29 protein-coding genes and 1 pseudogene are annotated in these 23,486 nt (G+C 46.8%); 22 read left to right on the forward strand and 8 right to left on the reverse strand.

Annotated features, from left to right (window positions below):
* Window positions 1-56: 56 nt before the first annotated feature.
* The 5 genes from dnaE to ACJJI3_RS10345 form a co-directional block, all read right to left on the reverse strand.
* Window positions 57-3,575 carry a DNA polymerase III subunit alpha gene (gene dnaE / locus ACJJI3_RS10325; protein ID WP_444942362.1) on the reverse strand — a complete coding sequence of 1,173 codons (3,519 nt, stop codon included), beginning with the start codon at window positions 3,573-3,575 and terminating at the stop codon, window positions 57-59.
* A 58-nt stretch (window positions 3,576-3,633) separates the two neighbouring features.
* A complete protein-coding gene (locus tag ACJJI3_RS10330; protein ID WP_444942363.1) occupies window positions 3,634-3,849 on the reverse strand; it encodes a DUF1289 domain-containing protein in 216 nt (71 codons plus the stop codon).
* Window positions 3,842-4,378 (reverse strand): gamma carbonic anhydrase family protein, encoded by a 537-nt coding sequence (locus tag ACJJI3_RS10335; RefSeq protein WP_444942364.1) that lies wholly within the window; start codon window positions 4,376-4,378, stop codon window positions 3,842-3,844. The genes ACJJI3_RS10330 and ACJJI3_RS10335 overlap by 8 nt, the downstream gene beginning before the upstream one ends.
* Window positions 4,379-4,476: 98 nt before the next feature.
* A complete protein-coding gene (locus ACJJI3_RS10340) occupies window positions 4,477-4,998 on the reverse strand; it encodes a methylated-DNA--[protein]-cysteine S-methyltransferase (RefSeq protein ID WP_444898157.1) in 522 nt (173 codons plus the stop codon).
* Window positions 4,995-6,461 carry an AlkA N-terminal domain-containing protein gene (locus ACJJI3_RS10345; protein ID WP_444942365.1) on the reverse strand — a complete coding sequence of 489 codons (1,467 nt, stop codon included), beginning with the start codon at window positions 6,459-6,461 and terminating at the stop codon, window positions 4,995-4,997. Before ACJJI3_RS10345 ends, ACJJI3_RS10340 begins: the two co-directional genes overlap by 4 nt.
* A gap of 943 nt (window positions 6,462-7,404) precedes the next feature.
* Between ACJJI3_RS10345 and ACJJI3_RS10350 the strand changes: the two genes are divergently transcribed.
* The 9 genes from ACJJI3_RS10350 to ACJJI3_RS10390 all read left to right on the forward strand — a co-directional run bounded on the left by ACJJI3_RS10350 (window position 7,405) and on the right by ACJJI3_RS10390 (window position 12,210).
* Window positions 7,405-7,704 (forward strand): hypothetical protein, encoded by a 300-nt coding sequence (locus tag ACJJI3_RS10350; protein WP_252082806.1) that lies wholly within the window; start codon window positions 7,405-7,407, stop codon window positions 7,702-7,704.
* Between the two features lie 108 nt (window positions 7,705-7,812).
* Window positions 7,813-8,202 carry a hypothetical protein gene (locus tag ACJJI3_RS10355; protein ID WP_444942366.1) on the forward strand — a complete coding sequence of 130 codons (390 nt, stop codon included), beginning with the start codon at window positions 7,813-7,815 and terminating at the stop codon, window positions 8,200-8,202.
* 100 nt (window positions 8,203-8,302) lie between these two features.
* Window positions 8,303-8,728 carry a hypothetical protein gene (locus tag ACJJI3_RS10360; protein ID WP_444942367.1) on the forward strand — a complete coding sequence of 142 codons (426 nt, stop codon included), beginning with the start codon at window positions 8,303-8,305 and terminating at the stop codon, window positions 8,726-8,728.
* Between the two features lie 71 nt (window positions 8,729-8,799).
* The gene (locus ACJJI3_RS10365; RefSeq protein ID WP_444942368.1) at window positions 8,800-9,003 is read left to right on the forward strand and encodes a hypothetical protein; all 204 of its coding nucleotides are present in this window, start codon (window positions 8,800-8,802) and stop codon (window positions 9,001-9,003) included.
* Window positions 9,004-9,710: 707 nt separating this feature from the next.
* Window positions 9,711-9,932, forward strand: coding sequence for a hypothetical protein (locus ACJJI3_RS10370; RefSeq protein ID WP_444942369.1), 222 nt, complete (start codon window positions 9,711-9,713; stop codon window positions 9,930-9,932).
* Between the two features lie 121 nt (window positions 9,933-10,053).
* The gene (locus ACJJI3_RS10375; protein WP_444942370.1) at window positions 10,054-10,332 is read left to right on the forward strand and encodes a hypothetical protein; all 279 of its coding nucleotides are present in this window, start codon (window positions 10,054-10,056) and stop codon (window positions 10,330-10,332) included.
* 127 nt (window positions 10,333-10,459) lie between these two features.
* Window positions 10,460-10,708, forward strand: a complete 249-nt coding sequence (locus ACJJI3_RS10380; protein WP_353376763.1) for a hypothetical protein — start codon at window positions 10,460-10,462, stop codon at window positions 10,706-10,708.
* A 417-nt stretch (window positions 10,709-11,125) separates the two neighbouring features.
* Complete coding sequence (locus tag ACJJI3_RS10385) at window positions 11,126-11,656, forward strand: hypothetical protein (protein ID WP_444942371.1); 531 nt, start codon at window positions 11,126-11,128, stop codon at window positions 11,654-11,656.
* 68 nt (window positions 11,657-11,724) lie between these two features.
* Entirely contained in the window at window positions 11,725-12,210 is a 486-nt protein-coding gene (locus tag ACJJI3_RS10390; RefSeq protein ID WP_444942372.1) for a hypothetical protein, read from the forward strand.
* Window positions 12,211-12,266: 56 nt separating this feature from the next.
* Here the strand turns inward: ACJJI3_RS10390 and ACJJI3_RS10395 are convergent, their stop codons facing one another.
* From ACJJI3_RS10395 to ltrA, 3 genes and pseudogenes are all read right to left on the reverse strand, one after another.
* On the reverse strand, window positions 12,267-12,488 hold the full coding sequence (locus ACJJI3_RS10395; protein WP_444942582.1) for a hypothetical protein: 222 nt from the start codon (window positions 12,486-12,488) through the stop codon (window positions 12,267-12,269).
* Window positions 12,489-12,494: 6 nt separating this feature from the next.
* A pseudogene (locus ACJJI3_RS10400) lies at window positions 12,495-12,608 on the reverse strand (group II intron maturase-specific domain-containing protein); the annotation flags it as partial.
* On the reverse strand, window positions 12,593-13,528 hold the full coding sequence (gene ltrA / locus ACJJI3_RS10405) for a group II intron reverse transcriptase/maturase (protein ID WP_444942373.1): 936 nt from the start codon (window positions 13,526-13,528) through the stop codon (window positions 12,593-12,595). The pseudogene ACJJI3_RS10400 and the gene ltrA, both read right to left, overlap by 16 nt.
* Window positions 13,529-14,202: 674 nt before the next feature.
* Between ltrA and ACJJI3_RS10410 the strand changes: the two genes are divergently transcribed.
* The 13 genes from ACJJI3_RS10410 (at window position 14,203) to ACJJI3_RS10470 (ending at window position 22,263) form a co-directional block, all read left to right on the forward strand.
* The gene (locus ACJJI3_RS10410; protein WP_444942374.1) at window positions 14,203-14,523 is read left to right on the forward strand and encodes a hypothetical protein; all 321 of its coding nucleotides are present in this window, start codon (window positions 14,203-14,205) and stop codon (window positions 14,521-14,523) included.
* Window positions 14,524-14,563: 40 nt separating this feature from the next.
* A complete protein-coding gene (locus ACJJI3_RS10415) occupies window positions 14,564-15,424 on the forward strand; it encodes a PhzF family protein (RefSeq protein WP_444942375.1) in 861 nt (286 codons plus the stop codon).
* Window positions 15,425-15,886: 462 nt separating this feature from the next.
* Window positions 15,887-16,258, forward strand: a complete 372-nt coding sequence (locus ACJJI3_RS10420) for a hypothetical protein (RefSeq protein ID WP_444942376.1) — start codon at window positions 15,887-15,889, stop codon at window positions 16,256-16,258.
* Between the two features lie 66 nt (window positions 16,259-16,324).
* Complete coding sequence (locus ACJJI3_RS10425) at window positions 16,325-16,690, forward strand: hypothetical protein (RefSeq protein ID WP_444942377.1); 366 nt, start codon at window positions 16,325-16,327, stop codon at window positions 16,688-16,690.
* 208 nt (window positions 16,691-16,898) lie between these two features.
* Window positions 16,899-17,177 (forward strand): hypothetical protein, encoded by a 279-nt coding sequence (locus tag ACJJI3_RS10430; RefSeq protein WP_444942378.1) that lies wholly within the window; start codon window positions 16,899-16,901, stop codon window positions 17,175-17,177.
* A gap of 103 nt (window positions 17,178-17,280) precedes the next feature.
* Window positions 17,281-17,460 (forward strand): hypothetical protein, encoded by a 180-nt coding sequence (locus tag ACJJI3_RS10435; RefSeq protein ID WP_444942379.1) that lies wholly within the window; start codon window positions 17,281-17,283, stop codon window positions 17,458-17,460.
* Window positions 17,461-17,631: 171 nt separating this feature from the next.
* Window positions 17,632-18,003, forward strand: coding sequence for a VOC family protein (locus ACJJI3_RS10440; protein ID WP_444942380.1), 372 nt, complete (start codon window positions 17,632-17,634; stop codon window positions 18,001-18,003).
* A 99-nt stretch (window positions 18,004-18,102) separates the two neighbouring features.
* A complete protein-coding gene (locus ACJJI3_RS10445; RefSeq protein ID WP_444942381.1) occupies window positions 18,103-18,516 on the forward strand; it encodes a hypothetical protein in 414 nt (137 codons plus the stop codon).
* A 38-nt stretch (window positions 18,517-18,554) separates the two neighbouring features.
* Window positions 18,555-18,935: a hypothetical protein gene (locus tag ACJJI3_RS10450; RefSeq protein ID WP_444942382.1), complete on the forward strand. Its 381-nt coding sequence runs from the start codon at window positions 18,555-18,557 to the stop codon at window positions 18,933-18,935.
* 147 nt (window positions 18,936-19,082) lie between these two features.
* The gene (locus ACJJI3_RS10455) at window positions 19,083-19,511 is read left to right on the forward strand and encodes an MAPEG family protein (RefSeq protein ID WP_444942383.1); all 429 of its coding nucleotides are present in this window, start codon (window positions 19,083-19,085) and stop codon (window positions 19,509-19,511) included.
* 91 nt (window positions 19,512-19,602) lie between these two features.
* Window positions 19,603-19,983, forward strand: a complete 381-nt coding sequence (locus ACJJI3_RS10460) for a hypothetical protein (RefSeq protein WP_444942384.1) — start codon at window positions 19,603-19,605, stop codon at window positions 19,981-19,983.
* A gap of 992 nt (window positions 19,984-20,975) precedes the next feature.
* The gene (locus tag ACJJI3_RS10465; RefSeq protein WP_444942385.1) at window positions 20,976-21,221 is read left to right on the forward strand and encodes a VF530 family protein; all 246 of its coding nucleotides are present in this window, start codon (window positions 20,976-20,978) and stop codon (window positions 21,219-21,221) included.
* A 631-nt stretch (window positions 21,222-21,852) separates the two neighbouring features.
* Window positions 21,853-22,263, forward strand: coding sequence for a hypothetical protein (locus ACJJI3_RS10470; RefSeq protein ID WP_444942386.1), 411 nt, complete (start codon window positions 21,853-21,855; stop codon window positions 22,261-22,263).
* The last annotated feature ends 1,223 nt before the right edge of the window (window positions 22,264-23,486 follow it).

The raw sequence follows: 23,486 nt of genomic DNA on the forward strand, positions 1-23,486 counted from the left end.
CTATCACAGCGGCATAGCTTAACTGTACAGAACCAGCCAGTCGAGCCCGGTAGATTTTAACGCCGTTGTGCGTATTGAAGCGCCACCTGCTCACGTCCCAGCAGTTCCCTGAGGGACTGGACCATCTGGTCGTTTGGTTCTACGTTCCACTGCGGCGGCAGTCGGTACAAGCCCCGGGCATCGTGGCGGGAAACCTCAAGGCTGACCCCGCACTGACCACCGGTATAGGGTTGCAGGCAAGCGGCCAACCGCTTAGCCAACCCCGGTGCCACACTGCTACTATCCACTCGCAAGCGCACCCCGGTCACCCGGCTCTGGCGCAACTCATCGAGCGTGGAAACGCTGTTTACTGTCATCTTCAGGCCGCCACTGTAATCGTCAGTGGCAACCGGTCCATCCAATACCAGCAGAGCATCCTTGGCCAACTTGTCTCTATGTTCGCCAAAGGCCTCGCTGAACATGGCCGCTTCAATACGGCCACTGCGGTCATCCAGGGTAACAATAGCCATGGAATCACCGCGTTTTGTTTTCATTACCCGCATCGCCACAACCAGACCCGCAACTTTTTGCGATTCCCGGCCGGGTTTCAAATCGGCGATTCGCGCCTTCACCAGGTGTTGTAACTCACCGGCATACTCGTCAATCGGGTGCCCTGTGAGATACAGACCCAGGGTATTCTTTTCACCTTCCAGGCGCTCGCGAATACTCCAGCAGCGTGTGCGGCGGAAATCCTCGTACACATCGCCTTCCGATGCCTGGGGCACCACTTCGCCAAACAGGTCCATCATGCCCGCATTGGCATTGGCCTTTTGCTGTTCTGCTGCTTTTACCGCTTCATCCAGCGCGTTAAACAGCACAGCGCGGGAATAATCCAAGCCGTCGGCACCATTGGTATCCGGGCCTATGCTGTCCAGTGCCCCAGAGCGCACCAGTGCCTCCAGCGCGCGCTTGTTCACCTTGCGTGGGTCAACCCGCGAGCAGAAATCGAACAAGTCGGTAAAGGGACCACCCTCTTCCCGCGCCGCAATAATATTTTCAATCGGACCTTCACCCAGGCCCTTAATCGCACCGAGACCGTAGATAATGCGATTGTCGATATCCACCGAGAACTGGAAGCTACCCAGGTTCACATCCGGCGGCACCAGTACCAGCTCCATGGCTCGGCACTCTTCGATAAAGGTCACCACCTTATCGGTCTTATCCATATCCGAAGACATGGTCGCCGCCATAAACTGGGCGGGATAGTGCGCTTTCAGCCAAGCGGTCTGGTATGACACCAGTGCGTAAGCCGCAGAGTGCGATTTGTTAAAACCATAGCCTGCGAACTTCTCTACCAGGTCGAAGATCTTAATCGCAAGTTCGGGGTCAATTCCTTGCTCTTTTGCCCCATTTTCAAAAGTGGCCCTCTGTTTGGCCATTTCCTCCGGTTTCTTTTTACCCATCGCCCGGCGCAACAGGTCAGCGCCACCGAGGGTATAGCCCGCCAACTCCTGGGCGATCTGCATCACCTGTTCCTGGTAAACAATAACCCCGTACGTGGGCTCCAGGATCGGTTGCAGTTTTTCATGCTGGTATTTGGCATCCGGGTAGGCCACCTGGGCGCGACCGTGCTTACGGTTAATAAAGTCATCAACCATGCCCGATTGCAGCGGACCCGGACGGAACAGGGCCACCAGGGCGATCATATCTTCCAGGTTGTCCGGCTGTAGGCGCTTGATCAGGTCCTTCATGCCCCGGGATTCCAGCTGGAATACCGCCGTGGTCTCTGCTCTTTTGAGCATTTTGAAGGTTTCTTCATCGTCCAGCGGCAGCGCGGCAATATCCAGGGGCTCCTCACCCACGCGCATACGGGTCTCATCCACCATGCGCTTGGCCCAGTCGATGATGGTCAGCGTTCGCAGGCCGAGGAAGTCGAACTTCACCAGACCCGCATCTTCCACATCGTTTTTGTCGAACTGGGTTACCAGACCCGCGCCGGTCTCATCACAGTAGAGCGGCGCAAAGTCGGTGAGCTTGGTGGGGGCGATAACCACACCACCGGCGTGCTTGCCCACGTTACGGGAGACCCCTTCGAGTTGCAGGGCCATCTCCCAGATTTCCTGCCCCTCATCGTCGTGGTCGAGGAATTCCCGCAGGATCTCTTCCTGGTCGAAGGCCTTTTGCAGGGTCATGCCCACATCGGGGGGAATCATTTTGGACAGCTTGTCGGCGAGGCCGTAAGACTTGCCCTGCACCCGCGCCACATCTCGCACCACCGCCTTCGCGGCCATGGTTCCGAAGGTGATAATCTGGCTCACCGCCTGGCGGCCATAGTTATCCGCAACGTAGCCAATTACTCGGTCGCGCTTCTCCATACAGAAGTCGATATCGAAGTCGGGCATCGACACCCGCTCCGGGTTCAGGAATCGTTCGAACAGCAGATCGTATTGCAGCGGGTCCAGATCGGTAATGTCCAGCGAGTAGGCCACCAGGGAACCGGCACCGGAACCCCGCCCCGGGCCCACCGGGATATCGTGGTCTTTGGCCCACTGGATAAAGTCCATTACGATCAGGAAGTAACCGGGGAATCCCATCTGGATAATGATATCCAGCTCAAAGCGCAGGCGGTCTTCGTAGATCTGGCGGCGCTCGGCATAGTCCGCAGCAGACTTGTCGAGGATGGTGGCGAGGCGCCGCTCCATACCTTCATAGGAGACTTTTTCGAAGAACTGGTCTTCGGTCATACCCTCGGGAATCGGATATTCCGGCAGGAAGTATTTACCCAGCTGGATCGGTGCGGAGCAGCGCTTGGCAATCTCCACGGTGTTTTCCAGGGCTTCGGGGATATCGCCAAACAGCTCCCACATTTCTTCCGGTGTGCGGAAATACTGCTGCGCGGAATAGCGGCGTTCGCGGCGAGGGTCATCGAGAGCGCGGCCTTCGTGGATACAGACGCGCACCTCGTGGGCCTCGAACTCGCTCTCGTCCATAAAGCGCACGTCGTTAGTCGCGACCACTGGCAAGTTCAGGTTCTGGGCCAACTTCACCGCCGAGTGCAGGTAGTCCTCATCGCCGGCGCGCCCGGTGCGCTGTAACTCCAGGTAGTAGCGGCCGGGGAATAACTCCGCCCACTCCCGTGCCAGCTCCTCCGCCTGAGCGCGGCGCCCCGCCACTAGGGCACGGCCCACATCGCCGTACTTGGCACCGGACAGCATCAGCACCCCTTCGCTGTACTCCTTAACCCATTCGCGCTTGATATAGGCATTACCGTGGTACTGGCCTTCCATCCAGGCTCGGGAAATCAGCTCGGTAATATTGCGGTAACCATCGGCATTCATCGCATAGAGCGTGATCAGCGTAGGCTTGCCCTCGCCGCCTTCGCTAAGCCAAAAATCCGCTGCGGTAATCGGCTTGATACCGGAGCCCAAACAGGCCCGGTAGAATTTAATCTGCCCGTAGAGGTTGCACTGGTCGGTAATCGCCAGGGCTGGCATTTCCAACTCCTGGGCGCGGGCGATGGCCGGCTTGATTCTTACCAGGCCATCGATCAGGGAAAATTCTGAGTGAATTCTTAGGTGGACAAAGGGTTGGGTCATAGTCGCATTTAGTTCCGGGCCCTGCGAGGCCCGGCCCCGACAAAGCGCTATCGATTGTTTACCAGATTCGGCCCATTTGCCGCGCGCGCTCGGTGCAGAGTTTTAACACTGCACGGCGCTCATCATTGTTCATGGAGCCCCAGAGGCTGATTTCGTTACCACTGCGAAAACAGCCCTCGCACAGGTCCTGTTCATTCAGGGCACACACGGAGATACAGGGGGATTTCACCGGGCGTTCTTTCGGCTCCACGGTTTTTACCGGTTGTTCAGACATCTTTAGCCTCAAGCGGGACCAGTTCACTGGCGAAATGTTTGCCGTTGGCCGCATAGTGATCGCTGCTGGCTTTGAGCAGCTCGTAGGTGGCGGGATCGAGAGATTTTACTACCTTGCCGGGAGAGCCCAGCACCATAGAGTAATCGGGGATTTCTGTGCCCTCGGTCACCAGCGCATTGGCGCCAATGATACAGCACTTGCCGATTTTGGCCCGGTTTAAGATCACGGCATTGATACCAATCAGGCTGTAATCACCAATGTCACAGCCGTGCAGCATCACTTTATGGCCTACGGTGACACCGGTACCGATGGTTAATGGCACACCCACATCGGCATGCAGTACCGAGCCATCCTGTACGTTGCTGTATTCACCGATAGTGATCGGCGCACAGTCACCGCGCACCACCGAGTTAAACCATACGGAGCTGTGCGCAAGCATACGCACATCTCCAATCACATGGGCACCGGGCGCAACATAGTGGCCCTCACCTTCCAGTTGTGGCTGTTTATCCCCCAATCTGTACAGCATTTGGCCTCCGGCTCGATATGATTATGAACCGCTTATTATCTCGCGCCAAAGAGGCCGTGGCTAGGGAGAGATGATTGCGCTTTTCCCAATATTACCCGCTAGAGCAGCTCGCCCTGCTGGACAAAGTTGGCACCCTCAAGAGTGAGTAAGCGCGCTTTCAAAGACAGGCCGCCGGCGTAGCCGGTAAGGCTGCCATTGGCTCCGATTACACGGTGGCAGGGAATAACGATGGCAATCGGGTTCGCACCATTGGCCCGCGCCACTGCACGGATAGCGCGGGGCTGGCCCAGCCACTGGGCTTGCTGGCTGTAACTGCGGGTTTCGCCAAAGGGAATTTGCAACAGCGCATCCCAAACCCGGCGCTGAAATTCAGTGCCCTTTGGCGCCAGAGGCAAATCAAAACTTTTGCGCTGGCCGGCGATATATTCCCGCAACTGCTGAGCGGCCAAATCTGTCAGCTCCGAGGCGCCTCGCTGCCAACCGGCCCCCAAACGCAATGGTCGTTCATCGTCATAAAACTGGAGTGCAACTATACCTCGGGAAAGACCCTCTCCCTCTTGCTCGCAGGCCGCGATGGCAACATCCCCCAATTCCGTGGTGTAACTCTCATAGACAATCATTTTTTCTCTCCAGATTTCAGGGACTGCCACAACAAAATGGCTCCATATGCCCGCCAGGGCCGCCACTGCTCTGCCCGCTCCAGGGCCTGCTTGGGTTTTGCCTTTTCGCCATCACTGCCCAGGGCTTGCAGAATACCCAAATCCGACGCGGGGAAAGCATCCGGCATCGACAGGCCACGCATAGCAATATAATGCGCCGTCCAGTCGCCAATACCCGGCAGTGCCGTGGCCTGGCTGCACCAATCCTCCAGGGACTGATCGGCAAAACTCACACGGCCATCTAAAGTTGCGGCGACAAACTCCTGTAGGGTTTTCATCCGAGCCCGGGTCAAGCCCAGATCGGCAAAGTCCGCCTCAGCGAGACGCTCCGCCGTTGGGAATAAAAACCGCTCTCTGCCAGCATCATCCACAAAAGACTCCCCGTAGCGGGCCACGATACGTCCGGCAATAGTGGTCGCCGCCGCGACACTGATCTGCTGACCGAGAATCGCCCGCAGTGCATATTCGAATGGGTCCCAGGCACCGGGCAAGCGCAGGCCCGGATTCTTCGCCAACTGATCCGCTAGCAATGGATCTTCATTTAATACCGTCTGGATCTCTTCAATATCCGCATCCAGGTCAAACAGCCGGCGCAGGCGCTGGTTCAGTAGATATAACCCTGCCCCACCTTCCTGACCAAAAACCTCCACCACCAGGCGATTTCGTTGCGGGTCGTGGGAGACCTCCATCACACCGCGACAAGCATCCAGTTCGAAACTGCGCGAATAGACCTCCCCCTCCACCTGCTCTACCCCGGCCAAAGCGCGAGTTCCCAAAAAAGCCAGGAGTTGTTGCCAATCTAATGGCGGGCGGTAATCCAGGTACAGCCGCACTCGTGTGGCACTCGCCTTCTCCGCGCGCTCTGCGTGTCCCTCCCTGCGCACCTCGGATGGGGTGCGCTGATAGATCTGTTTGAATACGCCGTTAAAGCGCCTCAAGCTGTTAAAACCAGACTCGTAGGCGATTTCAGCAATAGGCAAGTCCGTATCTCGCAGTAAGCGAAAAGCAAACAGTGCCCGCTCGGTTTGCCAAACTGCCAAGGGGCTTACGCCCAGATGCTCAGAGAACAGGCGGCGCAAGTAGCGGCTGCTGACCCCGAGACGCTCTGCCAGTCGCTCCACAGATTGAGGCTCGCGCTCACTGCGCATCAGTTTTAAAGCGCGCTGTACGGTGGTCGAAACCAATCCCCAAGCTGGACTGCCCGGCGCAGAATCGGGGCGACAGCGCAGGCAGGGCCTAAAGCCCGCATTTGCCGCCTCCGCCGCAGTCTCAAAATAAGTGACATTGCGCTCCAGCGGTGGCCGAGCGGGACAGATCGGGCGGCAGAAAATGCCGGTTGTTTTCACTGCGGTATAGAAGCGCCCATCAAAGCGCCGGTCTCGGGCCAATCGCGCACTGGAGCAAACTGCTGCATCAATCTTCATAAGTCTCTCTCGTTTCTGACTACCAGTGTATGGATTGGACGGTATCGGAACTAGTCATAAACGGAACTGACCATTTTGAGTTATAGACTTATAAGTCAGGCAGCCGCGGCCTGAAAGAGTGAAACCAATTAGATGCTCTTGAATACCTTACGCAAAAAGCCCCTCGGCCGATAAGTCTCAACTAAAGATTATTCTTTAAGTAAATTGATAAAACGGAGGCTTTTGACCATTCTAGGGAGGTATTCATAAGTGGATTAAACAACCCTGGAATAGCCCTACTCCCCATCAGGAACGCTAATTGATACAAACCCTGAAACGTAAATGCTCAAGGCAATCGCAACGGAGTCACTCATTCTTTGCGCACCTTGAAAACTACAAATAGTAAGCGCAACTCGCCGCAAATGGACCTAATCCTTTCCAAGCCCCGTAATGCAGCAACTATAACCTTCAAGACACCGCCTTCGACGCTTGTAGAGTTATTAGCAACCTGCACCACGACGTTGTAATGGTCCAGACATTTCCGTCGAACCGCGTCTTGATTGTGAAACGCCCTGTTAGCCAGAAGTATCATGAAATTATTCAGCAGCACTATAGATTTGAAATACTCAGGCCATAGCTGTTGCTCAACTCCGGCCCTATCTGCACTAACGGTCGCTAACAATTAATGGGCATACAGAGATATTTTTGATCATCTTGACTGTTATTTTTGAAGAATAGCTTTATCAGGAAAAAACTTGATGAAATACAATGAGTTACAAAGGTAGTCTTTTTTGGGGATAGTAGCCAAAGTGATCATTTTTACAATTGGTACGACTGACATAAAAGCAAATAATCTTTTGATTTAAATAACATTTTTTAGGCAAGGCGTAAGATTGATTCCAGGATAGTAATCAGGATAATAGTGATCAGAATGATTACTATATAGCTGTTATGAATAAAAACTATGTCTAATCTCAAAGACCGCCGATGGCGTCGAAAAGGCCTCGATAGAAAAATCGAGACTCCTTCATGGGGGGAGCTTGCTTTTGGGAAAAAGCTTTTCAATTTGCGGCATATGTTACTAGCTGTATTTACTAGTGGCTTCATATCTTTTGCAATGCTATATCAGCTTATAACCTATGGGCATTGGGAGGCCAAAGGAGCTAAAGTAGATGGTGCCGTGGGCTATGGTGTTGCCTTTTTCCTTCTAGTAATTTTCATAGCCCTACTTATTGCAACTATTAAAGACTGGCGGAGAGGCTAATGCATAACAAAAAGCAGCACGATTGCCCACAAAATATGTGGGCTGGACGGCCTATGCTTTGCTTCGGCCGCCCGTGTGCTAGGCGTTATAAGGCATAAAGGAGTAACGGTGAGAACTCTAACTTTCATAATTCTTCTATTACTCACGGGTTGTGAATGCGACTCAATTTGCGTAGCTAGTAAAGAAACCAAAAATTTACTTAAAAACTATTCAAATCAAACCGAGGTGGTTAGTTATCTACAAACCTACAATGGCGAAGGGCCTGGTTCTGAAAAGTTTGCAGTATTTGTGGCGTGGGGTGTAGAACACCCAGAAGAGTTCATTTCAATAATGAACCATCAAAATATAACCGAGCAAACACTAGACTTAATCTCCTACACAATATCTGACATAGGCTATAGCAAAGAGTATTGTGAAATTTATGAGCCATCAGTAAATGGTCGTAATGTTGCCACTATCCGCAAAGCCATTTTGGGGTGCAAGTACAATGCCTTATAACAAGTTGCTCAAGTACACTCCGGCCGCAAAAAGCGCGGCCTCCGCGGGACAGCCTACACCACGTTTCGGCTGCCCCTTAGCAAGGCGTTAAGGGGCAAGAATGCTGCATCCAGACTTCCCAATAGTTGAAGGTCATTATCAAATGACTAGAGAATGGTCATTGATGCTGCCTGATCAATTTAATCGCAGGGTAGATAATGACGACCTTATCATTTGGAGGCCGGGTTTTACGATATATGTGGCAGTTTGGGGCAATGATCACAACGTGTCAGCCCGAGATTTATTCCAAGAGTTAAAGGCGGATATCTCTCCGTCGTCATATGACCTTACATCAGAATCAAATAACGATGCATTGTATTTCTCATACCGGCTGGCAGAAGAATCTAATGACGAAAGAGTGGCAGCTTTCTATTGTTACGCGGTGAATGATAATGGTTATGTTCAGATGGCTATCTATTCTGATTCAGAGGAGGAAGTTGAAAGTGCCAGGGAAATTTGGAGATCATTGCGTGCTAAAGCCCCTTAACCAGTGCCAGCACGGGACAAAGTTTCCGCTGTCGCTCCAACTTCGCCCATGTGGCAAGCGTTAAACATCTAATGGATATTATCGAGTTGCATGATTTGATCTCTGAGGTTATTGAAAGTCTCCCCGAACAAGAATCTAGAGAGCTGATTGCCCTTTGTGACTCTTTAGAAGAGCTTGGCCCTAATGAATGGAGTATTAGGATTGCGAAATTCTCAAATAAAATGCTCCTAAACAATATTGGCGATACCGAAAAACTACTGAAGCTAGAGGCTTAGGCAGAGAATGCCGGCTCCATCGAGATCAAACCAATCTACCTGTTGTTACTTTTAGTTCTAGTGGCATTGGTGGTGTATTATGTTTAACAAATCAATGAACTACGCGCCTTCGGCGCCGGACAGCTTACACTGCGCTTCGCTACGTTCCTGCTGCCGGTTATTGAGGCGTTAAATTTCCTAAGGGCAATCTCCAGTGAGTCGTATTGATAACTCTCTCATTGTGATTTCACTTTTACCGTGGTTATCGGCTATGTGGGTAAACTGGTATGTCATTGAGATGGGCTTTGTCCATACAAACGAGTCTCGTGACGTTGCAAGGCTAGCTCTCCATGTAGTTGCCGGTTTTACCGCGACGTATTTGGCTATTTTATTTCTATGGTATCGCAAGCAGCGATTCAGACTGTACAATTGTTTACCATATCTGAGCTGTATCAGTTTTTTAATATGGCTTAAATCGCTGGGGTGGCCTCAATGGACATAAAATTTAACCAGGCCAGGCAAGATCGCCCAGCTTAAGGCTGGGCTGGACAGCCTACGCTCCGCTTCGGCTGCCCTTGCTGGCAACGTTAGGGTTTAAGTAGAATTTATGCCAAGAAAGCAATTGTATATCTTGTTTTCGTCAATTATATGCTTCGCGGTGTCTGTAGAGATATTGAATCGAAGCATTGGGGTTTGTCAGGGCGTTTTTATAGAGGAGCTCCCAGATCATGAGCAAGTTTTTCCTTAAGTGCTTGCCGTTTACTGTAGGAATATTTTTTACAGTTGCATTTGTATTCCTGCTCCATGAATTCGTAAGGGGTTTCGATTATGAAGACATGGAGTTTACTATTGAGGTTCTGCCTTATCTCGGAATGTCATTTCTTTGTGCATTAGTTGGAATTCCTTCAGTAATTTTTGGCATAAATCGTTTGTCTGAGCGTCAACCCTAACAAGGCGCTACAGGGGACGTCTTAGTTTGTGCATCTTTTGCGCAGTCGCTGCGCTCCATGTTCGCGCAAAAGTCACACAAACCAAGCCGTCCCTGAGCGCGGCGTTATGTGTACCGGTAATATGAAAAAGAATATTTTTATACTTTTTGTTTTTGCAATAGTGACAGCTTGCTCTGTAACTAATACAAAACCTAAAATTAGCGTTGAAGAAGCGATCGATATTGCCAAGCAGGAATGTGGCGAATGCGGTTCTGCATCCATTGAAAAAGATGGCAACAATTATATTGTTTCTTTCGCGGGTATCCTGGCGTCTGACAGTCCAATGCTTGGTGGGGACGGCGGCATGGTAATCATAGACTCATTTAGTGGCAAAGTAGTAAAAAAGCTATTTTTAGAGTGAATACTTCGAGTCGAACATCAATACATAACCAGGCTAGCCAAGCTCGCCCAACCCCTACGGGGCTGGGCTGGACAGCCTACGCGTTGCTTCGGCTGCCCTTGCTAGCGGCGTTATACGGATACTACCTATGGATAGAGAACTAGCTGAAAAAACAAGCTTGCTTGCACTTAAAATAGGGGCTGCAATGGATAATAATCTTGCTCTTATTAAGGATGGATGCTCTGAACAAGAGTTTAAAAACTACCAGCAAGCCACAGGAAAAGTGATGGGTGAACTACTTACTAGCTTCATGAACCCCATCTACGAGCAACACCCAAGCTTGAAGCCCAAGGAAATGGGTGGAGAATATGAAGTTGATCCCAAAATCTACAAATAGCCAGGGTATAACAAGTTTATTAAACATCGTTGCAGCCAGAAAACGGCTGCAACTGGACGCGCTGAAAAACGCACGCCGTTTATAAAGGCTTTATGCATCCAGATAGCATTGAGTAACCACGTAAAGATATGGACTTCGCCACATACATAATCATGGCCATATTTGCCCTGGCATCTGTTGCGTATGGTATCGTCTGGGCTATTGCCAAGAATAAGCAGGGCCAAGAAAAAGAAATCTTAAAGGCAATGGATAGATTTCAGCTGGTAGCATTCATTGTATTAGTTGTAGGAGTCGTTGGTGTTACCATATATTTTTCTTAACTCTACATGTGGAGCAAAAATGCATAACAAATTGCTGCAATTCGTTCCGGCGCTACGCGCCTCCACCGGACAGTCAAAGCGTTAAAAGGCTTTGAGAATGTCGAGAAAACTCAAAATCACGATCATTATAGCGTGCGTAGTGGCAGCACTACTTGCTGCCACATACTGGTTCCTGATTAAAACGCTAGAGCCTAAAATACCTGAACCAAAATCTGATGTACCCATAACGTATAAAATTGGGTGGTGGGGCTACCAAGACGACCTAGTAATCGACGTATTAGAAACCAAAGAAATATACTCCAACTTGTACTTATTTAATTCCAAGGCTGTTATCGAGTACAGATTGAAAGGAACTATCAAAAACAAACCAATGTGGAAACCTTATATAAAATCAGTATTCCTTAGTGAGCGCTGGCTTGGTAATCCTGAAAACTTCAAAGGAAATGCCGGGGAAGTTATTTTGACTCCTGTTGTAGGCGTGAAGGAAGATCAAGCGTATACGGGGGAAAGAGTTTCTTTCGATCTTAAAGTACAAGACTATTTACAGGCCGGAGGATGGGGTACAAATACTTATCTTGTAAAAGCACAAGACAAGGAACAAAAAATTGTACTCCAGCAGAGTAAGTAGCCTTCTAACCAGGCCAAGCAACAGGACCCGCGCAAGCGCGGGCCTCTGTTGGCGGCATTAGGTGCCTTATGAGGTTTATTGCAACACTTTTATTACTGGCATTCAGTGAAACTGTTTGGTCTGAGGAAAATAAAAATGAATACGATTTAGCCCCATTATGTAATCAACTCTACAAGATTGCGACTTCAGCACTTATTCACAAAGAAAAAGGTATGACTAAAGAACAATTACTAGCGCCTCTTCCAGATCTCACAACTTTAATTATGATGCCTTTTTCGAAACAAAAACACTTAGCCCAAAATATGCATCGGATAGCAGATGAAATTTATACATTTGAAGATTTGGAGGTGAGATCATACTCAGCTTTTACTGCTGAGTCTTGTCACAGACAACTTCAAGGGTTACATGTTCCTGGGAGCTTCGAAGTAGCTTACCCGAAACTATTGGAGTGTAATAAGCTGCCAACACCACAAGAAAGAATTGACTGTGGCATGGTTGTCTCAGGTTCAACTGTGAAACCTCAGAAATCAGCACCTAAATCGGGTAGCCGATAGTTTCTAGCTACCGGCCCCCACACCACCCATCGTGCGGGTCCGCAATGGGCGGTTCCCTATCCGTAATGAATCTCTACCCAACGATCTCGCAATGAAATCAAACCCATCTCTTCGAAGAACTCATTATTGAGCGCAATATGAATACCCTCAGTTTTTGCGCTTCGCCAGTAACTTTTACCGGACGAGCCGCAGGTAACTGCCAGCGATTCACTCACACCCATACGCAGTAAATTTCGAACTTTCGCTCTCACTCTGCGCCAATTCTTCCAATAGCTCATTCTTAATCGCCGCCGTATCCAGCAGTCTAGATCTATACATTTTTGATAGCCTTGCGCTATTCCAAAATAGTTGATCCAACCACGGAGGTATACGGTAAGTTCTTTCAGTTTCTTTTCCATCGAAATACCACGGGATCGTCCTGTAATCTGGCGGACGTGGTATTTAAATTGGCGCAGTGACTTATCATGCCAGACAAGCTTTGCTCCAAACCCAGAAACTTACAACGACTAACGGGGACTACTTGGCTTTTTGCATCGTTAACTTTGAGTTTAAGCTTGCGCTCAACAAAGCGTTTAATGCTCGTCATAACCCGATCACCCGCGCATTTAGAGGAAACGACAATCACAAAATCGTCCGCATAGCGGACGAAATTGTGTTGGCGTTTTTCCAGCTCTTTGTCGAGCAGGTCGAGTACAATATTGGACAGCAGCGGCGATAAAGGGCCACCTTGTGGCACCCCCTCATAACACGCTTGCCAACATCCATCTTCCACCCAGCCTGCACGCAAATAGCTTGCAATCAGTTTGAGTAAACGCTTATCGCTGATTCTTTGGCCAAGTAAACTCATGAGGAAGTCATGGTTGACCCGGTCGAAGAACTTAGACAAATCGACATCTACGGCTATTCGCTTCCCACCTTCGATATACTTCTGTAGCTTTTTCACCGCATGATGCTGTGATCGCTTTGGCCGGAAGCCATAACTAAACTCTGAAAAAGTCACATCGAAGATGGGGTTGGTGATTTGCGCGATAGCTTGCTGAATAACACGATCAAAGATCGTAGGTATCCCAAGGCCTCGCTGACCACCGCCTGACTTGCGAATGTAGACGCGTCTAACAGGCAGCGGCTGGTAATGACCTTGCCGAATGGCTTCGATAATTTCAGCCCCAACTGCCTTGAAGTGCTGCACAAAATCATCAACGGAAATCCCATCGATACCTGCGGCACCTTTATTGGCTCGAACGTGCTTCCATGCAGCATTGAGGTTTTCTTTGCTGAGGATAGCGTCGAGTAGATTTTCATTTGAGTTGAGTGTCATGGCAGTGCGCTACGTCAATTTTATATCCGGCTGGCAACATATCGGTAGGCTAGCCCTGTCTTTTAACTCGTGGATTTTGGGTTCAGGTCTTCACCCTGTCCAAGGTATTAATCTTGGCATTTGGCTACTATGCCGTCGGCTGACTTCTGTTCAATCACCTTGGCCATCACTGGCCGAGGCGCCGCTGTGTTCCACCACTTTTTTTTTACCCCGCGATGGTGGCTAGCGGGCTGGGCCTACTTATGAGTCAGCGGCCACGCTGACAGCTTTACAGTAGCAGGTTGAACAGATCTGCCCAGATAAGAACGTGAACTTTCACTACACAACTGCATCATTTACTTTACCCGTTAGATCACATGGCTTCAGTGTTCTTGGCCACCTCGCCTCCAGGCTAAGCCTTATATGATGTTTCTGTCCGTCAGCTCGTAGTTTTGCTAGCGGCTTCCTCCCCACAAGACCTCACGGTATTGCAGTTGCCATTCGCTAGTAGTTAGCATTTAATGAAGTCCATTAAACGGTGATCTTCCTACAGGGGACTTTCATCCCATTAGTTCACGCCCATGCTGGGCGTACCAAGCACATGCAATCTGACCTCCGGCCACTGTCACCTTTTGTGCAAAAAGCGCACAAAAGCCGCCAGTAGCCTCCGGCAGTTGATGTGGGCGTTATGCGATATGAATAGAGAAGAATTTTTAGGTGAGCTTAACCAGTCGATTGAGAATGTATATAGGACTGAGAAAAATCACGGTTTCCTCTCTCTCGGTTTCCTACGAGAAGGAGTTGGTTTTCTTGCCGCAGAATATATAGCTAATAGCTCTGACGTATCAGTATTAGAGGAATGTCCTAATTGGGTGGTAGATTATGTCCGCTCATATGGAAATGTATATGAAAAGCATGGAGAGTACAAAATTCTGTACCCAGAAACCCCCGGCGCTGACCATACAGAAATGGCAAAAAAATTGTTTAAATTGCTGGGGTCTCATTTAAATGCATAACAAATCAATCAATGGCGCACCTTCGGGGCTGGAAGAGTCGGTGAATATCGAAGTAAATTTGGTTAGCTCATTTACGGTTAATGGAAAGGGTGGAAACCCTGCAGGAGTTGTCTTAAATGCTGACCATCTTTCGGATAGTCAAAAATTAAAAATCGCGCAAACTGTAGGCTATTCAGAAACGGCTTTTGTTTCGAGTGACGAGGACGCAGACTTCGAAGTCTCTTTTTACACAACAACAGAAGAAGTCGATTTTTGTGGCCATGCCACTTTAGCTACCTTTTCTACACTGTTTAAAAAGCAAATTCTAACCGTTGGCTCTTATATTCAAAAGACAAAAGCAGGAATGCTTTCAGTGCACATAGAGTCAAATGGCAAAGTTGTTATGGAGCAACAATTACCTCAAAAAATAAATTGCTTTTCCTATCAAGAAGTCGCAAATGTTATTGGTTTAGAAAGCAATGTATTGGAAAGAACGAAGCTGCCTATTGAAGTTATTTCAACGGGTCTTCCTGATGTGATTATTCCAGTTCCAAAGGGATATTTAGATCTAATAGAACCAGATGATAAACTAATTGCAGCCTTCTGCAAAAAACATAACGTTATAGGTTTTCATATTTTTGAGCTTTGTGAGCCAGGCAATAAGCTTACAGCTAGCTGCCGTAATTTTGCACCATTGTTTGGTATATCAGAAGAATCAGCTACTGGTAGCTCTAGTGGCGCTTTAGCATGTTATCTTACAGAGCATCTAGCTTTAGGTGATGATTATATTTTTGAACAAGGTAGAGCTATGAATTGTACTTCTATAATTACAGTAGCTGTTAGCTCTAATAATTCTAAGGTAATGGATGTAAAAGTCGGCGGCTTTACAACTAGTATAGGTAAAGTGCTAATCCCCGTATAACAATGCAACTATGTGTGGGACGTCTAAAGCTTGGCTGGCGCTCATTCTTCGCTAATTATAGCCAAGCATACAAAGCGGCGTTATTGATTTTTCGTAGTAACTGAAGCTTTAGTGCCACCAAATAGCCCCCGGTATTGAGCAATTTTGTTGATTGTTATTTAGGCAGTTTCGCTCCTAGAGTGTTCGCTTAAGTGCTGTAAAAATGGGCAGTCCGCTGCAATTTCGCAGAGTGCCAGTAAGATAGGAATTGGTTGGGGAAAGTACGATATTTTTTCCTCGTAAATATTGGGCAGCGGCCAGCGAAACTATGGCTGGCAAAGTACTAGTAGTCGGTCCCGAGCGCGCCAGCCATAACCAGGCTAGTCAAGCTCGCCCAGCCCCTTCGGGGCCGGGCTGGACAGCCTACGCTCCGCTTCGGCTGCCCTTGCTAGCAGCGTTATGAGTGCCGAGAATATTGAGAGTATGGATATATCAATTTCATTAATCAGCTCAGATAGATTCTTTAGTAAGGCTTTTACTAAGTGCCATGCTTTAGTGCAAGCAGTTGAAGATATTCTATGCAATGATATTGAGAGCTCTAAATCTCTTGAGTTATGGTTTGTTGATAAAGATGCCACTTACTGCGAGGTGGTTAAAGAAAACAAAGAATTTATCGAGATTCATTTCGGTAGAGATTTAGCATTTGATTACCGGCCAATGGCTGGTGGTGATATACACTCAAAAATAAAAGAAGAACTTTCATCTCAAGTTACAAAAGCAGTTACTCTGCTTTGTAAAACGGAAGATGAAGCTATGAAAATGAATGAGAAAGTCTCATTGTGGTACAACTCATAACAAGCATAGGCAAGGGATGGACAAACCGCTGGCTTGCCCGCCCCTAATACAGTCGTTAGGCACCTAATGAGAGTAATCGCACTTTTTATAGTTTTATTTTCATCACTAGCAATGGCCACGGAATTTAAGCCCCCTACGTGGTATCCACATAAAGACTATACACCGTCAGATAAAGTAATCCTGGCCTTCGATGTCGCTCAGGAATATTATGTAAAGAATGTAGCCAGCACAAGCCAACTTATTGATTATGAGTTTCATGCTTATGCAACAGATGGTGGCTATATCGTTTCAATTATGGTGCTTTATCGTGAGAAAGATGGTAAGCATAGCGTGGCGATGGATGGCGAGCACTGTATCTTTTTGAATCAGCAATACACAATAAAAGGATCAAGGCAGTGCATGGCAGCAGGCGCAAGTCCTTTAAAGCAGTGACACCTAACAATCAGCAGCAATCGCTCCCGTTGGTCGCTAGGACAGTCAAAACGCTACGCTTATTTGTCTGTCCCTGTGCGGGTCGTTATGAGTTAGCTCTGAGGAAATTACGATTATAGGATCTATCTTCTATTCACTCTTAGTGTTTGTAGTTGTGGGGCCGTTTATCGGCACTATACTATTTTCCATCCAAGGTGGAGCCTCTCCATTGAAAATATTAGGGCTTGGTTATGTCATGGGCTTATTGCCCGCTTTAGTCGCTTGGGCATTTAATTTGGCGTTTACGCTATTAATCAAGCGTCGCAACCTACCGGGTTACACATCTGGTATGCTAAGCGGTGTTGCTTTGCTGCTAGTTGCATTGGTTATAAAGGGTTTTCCATCTGACCCTAAAGCTGGTTTGTTTTTGTTGTTTATGTTAATTATTCCATCATGTATTTGTAGCTGGCTGGTTAATCAAAAGTTGGGGAGTCTTCAAAGTTCATAACAAGGCAATTAACTATGCCACTTGCTGTGCAAGCGGCCGGACCTCCGCACACTGCGCTTGCTTCAGCCCGTTATCGCGACGTCATGAAAAAGGAAGTTGAAATATGTGGGATGAAACTGTTGTAAAGATCTTGCCTTATCTTAAAGGCTTTACTCTCTGGCAGGTAAATGAAAGAAGAGAATATGAAATAATTGATCCAACAGATATAAAATCAATAAGTGAAAATGCATGTTACTTGGCTATGAAAGAGAGTTACCTCCCTATAACACAGGTGTCCCAATAGAAGAATTACTTAATTCCTTATCGGGTGTGGTGGAAAATGATATTTTCAGACAAATAAGTAGAAGTGGACCATTTTTTGGTGAGTACCTTCGGATTGAAAAATCATAACAGCTCGGTGTTTTTGCCCCTTTGCGGCAGTTTTTTATCATAAATTAATAAAAGAGGATATATTTTGATAAAGCTCTCTGTAAGTATTGATGTTTCTAATATTAAACAAGCTGAGAATTTTTATATTGAAGCTCTTGGTTGTAAAAAACTAAGGGATCAAGGTGGAATGTCAGTAATTTCAGTAGAGAACTGTGATATTTATCTACAAGAGAAAGAGGCTCGATCAGCAGCAGTCCCCACCAAGACAGCTGAGCGAATTTATTCTCGTCATTGGATCCCCGTTCATATTGACTTTCTAACTGAAAACGTAGATGAAATAGTTAAGCGAATTGTCAAACTAGGCGGAAAGCATGAAGGCGGAGAAAGAGGTGACTGGGGTGCTATTGCATATTGCTCAGATCCTTTTGGTAATGGGTTTTGTGTAATTAATGAGTAAAACACATACAAAGCACATTAAAAGTCGCTCCACCACGTTGCACCTGATGTCATTGACGCTCCGCCTTTTATATGGCTACTAGCCTCCTTTAGGAATTTTATGAAAAATATAGATTTAAAAGGAATTTTCGTCGGTGGCTTTCTTGGGCTACTCGGTGTTTTCGTTATCATCGTAATCTCGACATTTATTAAAATTATGCTGTTTGGCTATCAACCATACAATACTCCATACACTACCGAAGAGCTTGTCATTTTGGTTTTTACATGTACCTTTAGCTATATCTGGTCAGGCTTTATAATCTCCAAAATATCCCGAAAAGGCAAATTACTTAATCCGATTATCGTCCCTTCAATAATATTGGTATTAGCTTTCTTTCCCGCTCGTGAAGTACCGTTTTGGTATATTTTACTATCTGGTTTTCTAGCACCACCACTTTTCTACTATGGTGCTAATTACCACCTTAAAAGGCTAACCAGGCGCTCAAGCAGGGAAGCCGAAAGCAGCGCTGCTTAGCCCGGCGTTGGCCTTCTAGGACATTACGGAGTACTTACATGTCGATCAATGCTGACTGGGCCTATTGGACGTATATTCTTGTAGACGGAAATGTTGCTACGAGAGGTTGTATTCTAGAGCTAAATTTAGAGAAAAAATGGATCAAATATTCTAAGGAAACAGGAAATTCCCCTCAAGACAACCCCTTTAAAAAAGGAGATCCACGGAGAAGTGAGTGGTATCTTGAAACCTGTGAAGGAACTTATAAGGAGATATGGGTGGACCCTAAAAAGTCTCTAATTCTCTCGCGTGAAGAATTCCGTGCTATTGAGTCTGGTATTAAACCCGAATCTTTTATATTTTTGAATGATACCGATCCGAGAGCATATTTCGAGAGTGAAATCCAAGTTGTATCGACAGGAGTTCCACCGAAAAAATAGCCATGAAAAAAAGTCTAACAAGGCCGATCAGTTTGTTTCAGGCCTGCAGCCTTACGCGGGACGACCAACGCTCCAGCTGCTCCTGTTGTGGTCATTATGCCCTGTTCAGCTCTCTAACATCAGTAAATAATAAAAAGGAATCAACGAATGATTGAAAGTGCCCAAATAATTCAGCCTGTAATTGCCTTGATAGCTTGGTCTATGGTTATGTGGCAGTGGATGTATGCAACACGATTACCTGCTGTAAAGAAAGCTAAATTAAAGCTTGATCCGAATGCACCTCGCGGAGAGCAAATGTCAACCCTGCCTCCCCATGTTCGTTGGAAAGCTGATAATTATAATCATCTCATGGAGCAACCAACTATTTTCTATGCTTTGGCAATATCACTTGCAGTCCTTGGCGCAGGAGATGGCATAAATTTTATTCTGGCATGGACATATGTCGGTATTCGAGTAATTCATAGTATTGTGCAAGCAACTTTCAACAAAATTGAAATCAGGTTTTTAATATTTGCTCTATCAAACATTCCATTAATAGCCTTAACAGTGAGCGCTTTGCGAACCACATTCATGTAATAAAACCAGTGGGCATAACAAGACGTCGGCGTTCGGTAGCAAGCTGCCCGGGACGCCTACGGCGCCTCATAACTTCGTGTTAGCACAATATATGAAAGCACATATACCTTATGAAGAAAGATCTGGAAGAAAGCCGGATTTTGTAGTCAAGTACAAGATAGACTTATCTGAAGAGAATAAAAATGCCAAGCCGGGACAAGGAATGAGAGTGGATTTTCTTTATGACGGGGATGATCCACAAGTTGAAGGTATACACATGATCTGGCCAGAGATTCTTGATGAAAATGGCAGAGTCATAAGAGATACTACTCCAGGTAAAATTTCTAATGAAGGCTTTGCCAATATATGGATATTAAGCGAAGGGCGCCGTGAGCATCACCATAAAAGGCTTAAGATTGGTACAAAAGGGACTTGGTGGCGCGGTGGTCGCATTGCTAATGTCACGGTAGTTCAGATCAATGCTGTTAAATAGTACTTATAAATTGTGGCACAATCGCCCACACAGGATACAGACTGGACTCGCTGCACGTCGTTCCTCTAGCCTATCATATAAGGTGTTAATAGTTATGAAAACTATCGCAGCATTTTTTTGTTTGCTATCTCTTCTAACGCCTTATCATATCAGACACTTTCAACAGCGGTCAGATCTCTATTAGAATCAGGGAGTACAGATAGCTTCGTTCACGTCGGAAACAGCACACAGCCAGAATTCAATAAACGGCGAAGTATTGCTTCGTCATGCGCCCTCAACATTCTAGAAGGTGATGCCAAACAACCAATAGGTGATGGTAGCGCTAGCAATCATGCTCTCATTGTCTGCCCTGGCTTTAGAACTCTCGGAATTCGTTTAAAACCTGAAGAGTCTGGCAAATACCATATATTGGGTTACTGGTCCCAGTAAGCTTTTAACAAGTTGCTGCATCCCACCACCTATACTCCGTTCGCTTTGTGCTGTACGCTACACTAGCACAAAGCGGCACCTGTACAAGACATTATGTGTAAGGAAGAATCGTGGATATAACTACACTGAGAGAAAGCAGGAGCAGTTTTTTCAGTCAGGTAAAATCAACAAGGCTGAATACAATGAGTTCTCATCGATTCACCAGGGGATATCTGAAATATCATCGAAGGCTGAAATGAGCCCAGAGGAAGCTGACAAGATAGGTGAACTATTGCAATCTAGCTCAAATATTCTATTAAAAGATGCTATCGAAACAGATACCACCTTTACTCAAAAGTTAACAAAACGAAGTAATCAAAGATTCAAACAATGTATCACTATATTACTTATATCCACATTTATTAGCATATCAATTATAATTATTAAAGGGCTTTAAACACATAAGAAGTTTTGGGAACGGACTGGCAAACCTGTCACCTAATTTTATTTGCGATTACGTGCCAACTTCATCAGCCCATGTTCACGGCATTATGCGTCATTAAACATAGAGTATTAATTGAAAAATGAGTAAAGATCAACCAAATAATCCGCTACACGGTATTACTCTTGAGAAAGTTGTTACACGTTTGCAGAAACATTATGGCTGGGATGGTTTGGCAGATAGGATCAATATCAATTGCTTTAAGAGCGACCCGTCAATTAAGTCTTCGCTCAAGTTTTTACGCAAAACCCAGTGGGCGCGCGATAAAGTCGAGGATCTGTATATCTCAACTTTTGAAAATAACTCTCCGTGGACTAATCGTAAATAAGCACTACTTGGTAACCACATAGATGTCGCTGTGATTAGGTAGGGATAGGCGCATAAATAGGGTATGCCGGTAGTTTTAGCTACCGGCCCCCACACCACATATCGTGCCAGTTCGCAATGGTGGCTAGCGGGTTGGGCCTATTTATTAATCAGCGTCCACGCTGACAGCCTCATAGCAGCAGGCTAAACTGATCTCTCCAGATAAGAACGTAAACTTTACTAAACAGCTGCATCATTTACTCCATCTATTAGATCGCCCGGCTTCAGTGTTCTTGGTCGCCTCCCCTCCAGGCTAAGCCTTATAGGATACTTCTATTTGCCAGCTCGTAGTCTTGCTAGTCGTTTCCTCCCCACAAGAACTCATGGTGTTGCAGTTGCCATTCACTAGTAGTTAGCATTTAATGGAACCCATTAAACGGTGATCCTCCTGCGGGAACTTTCATCCATTATTCCGTGGGCGTACCAAGCACATCAAAGTAAGTCCCACACAAACACGCGGGCCGGGCAATTTGTCGCACCAGCATTTTGTGCGTTAAAATTATCGAAAAAACACCTTCACAACAAATTGCCCTTTATGCGAGTGTTATGCGGTTAATCATTTAAATATTTATAATATATAAGGAAAACTAAGTATGTCTACAGATTGGATATTGATTTTTCAAGGAATGGCCTCTTTCTCTGCCATGATACAAGCCGCGAAAGCAGGACTAGATATAACCGGTATCACGAAAGATGAATTGGCCGAAAAAGTTCGAAGTGCAGAGTCAAATGCCAGAGCTGTTTACGAAGCCAGTGCTGAAAATAGGAAGTTTGCTTCATCCTTAAGTGAATCAGAAATAGAGTTAATAAATAAAAAATTGGACGAGGCAAAGGAGCGCTGGTATGAGGCAATATCACATAGTGATGATCAAGCCGATTGGGCTGAAGCTACCGATCGTTCAAGGTCTGATCAATGTGCCCTACTAAAAATTGCTAAGCAGTTACATCGAGGCGTTTTACCTAAAGAGTGGTACAAGCTTTGGGTAGATCTCGGTTGCTGCTAGACACATAACAAGAGCCGACACAAGCGCACCCTTCGTACACTGAACTCGCAACAATTTGCTCGTCTGCGCAGTGGGCGTTATGCATCTTAGGAAATTATGAATAAGAGAGAAGATTGTGTACTAGCTTAGACCTAAGGGCTATAGAGCAAAAATTGAGTAAAGCGGACAGAGAAGCATAACAAACAGCAGCACGTACGCCCGGCAAAGACGACAGGCTGGAAGGCCTACACGCCGCTTCGCTTTATTTTGGTTACCCGTGTACTGGGCAGGTTTCTAAAGCATGAATGACACAACACTAACAATACTTGCTGGTAGTTTTGAGTTCGGACTTCTAGCTGCTCTTATAATTATTGCTAGTCAGTTTCGATCTAAGAGGGATTTAGTCATTCCTGCTCTAGGAGCAGCCACTCCACTCTGTTTATTCATGCTTTATGGTTTGTTCCAGCATTATTTCCTAAACCCGCCAGAAAATAATATGCATATGGCAGGCTTCGTTATAGGCTTCATCCCATATATATGGTGCATTGTAGCTGGCCTTGTATTGGGGTTGGTCACGCCTCAACAGGTAAGCCCTATAGCGCGCTATTTCATAGGCCTTATTTTTGGGCCTACTGCAGTGGCTATACTGTTAGCAAGCCTATGAATCAGGTAGCCAGTAGTTTCTAGCTACCGGCCTCCACACCACTCATCGTGCAGGCCCACAAAGGGCGCCCCTTATCCGTTGAATCTCTACCCAAGCGATACTATCGTGCAGCTCTTCATTTGAGCTGAGTCTCATGGCAGTACGTTACCTTAACTTTATCCGACCATCGGTGGACTAACCTTGTCTTCTAACTTGTGGAGTTTGAGTTCAGGCCTTCACCATATCCAAGATATTGATCTTCGCGTTATGCTACTATGCCGTCGACTGACTTCTGTTCAATTAGCTTGGTCATTACTGACAGAGGCGCTGCTATGTTCCATCACTTTTATCCTCGCGATGTGTCTAGAGGGTTGGGCCTATTTATAAGTCAGCGACCATGCTGATAGCTTCACAGTAGCAAGTTAAACAGATCCCGCCAAATAAGAACAAGAAATTCCGCTACACAACTACATCATTTACTCTTCCATTGAGATCTCATAACTTCAGTGCCCTTGGCCACCCCGCCATCAAGCTTAGCCTTATATGATGTTACCGTTCGTCAGATCGTAGTTTTGCTGGCAGCCTCCTCCCCACAAAACCT

It is taken from the genome of Microbulbifer maximicatervae (SeqCode), from assembly GCF_052466985.1.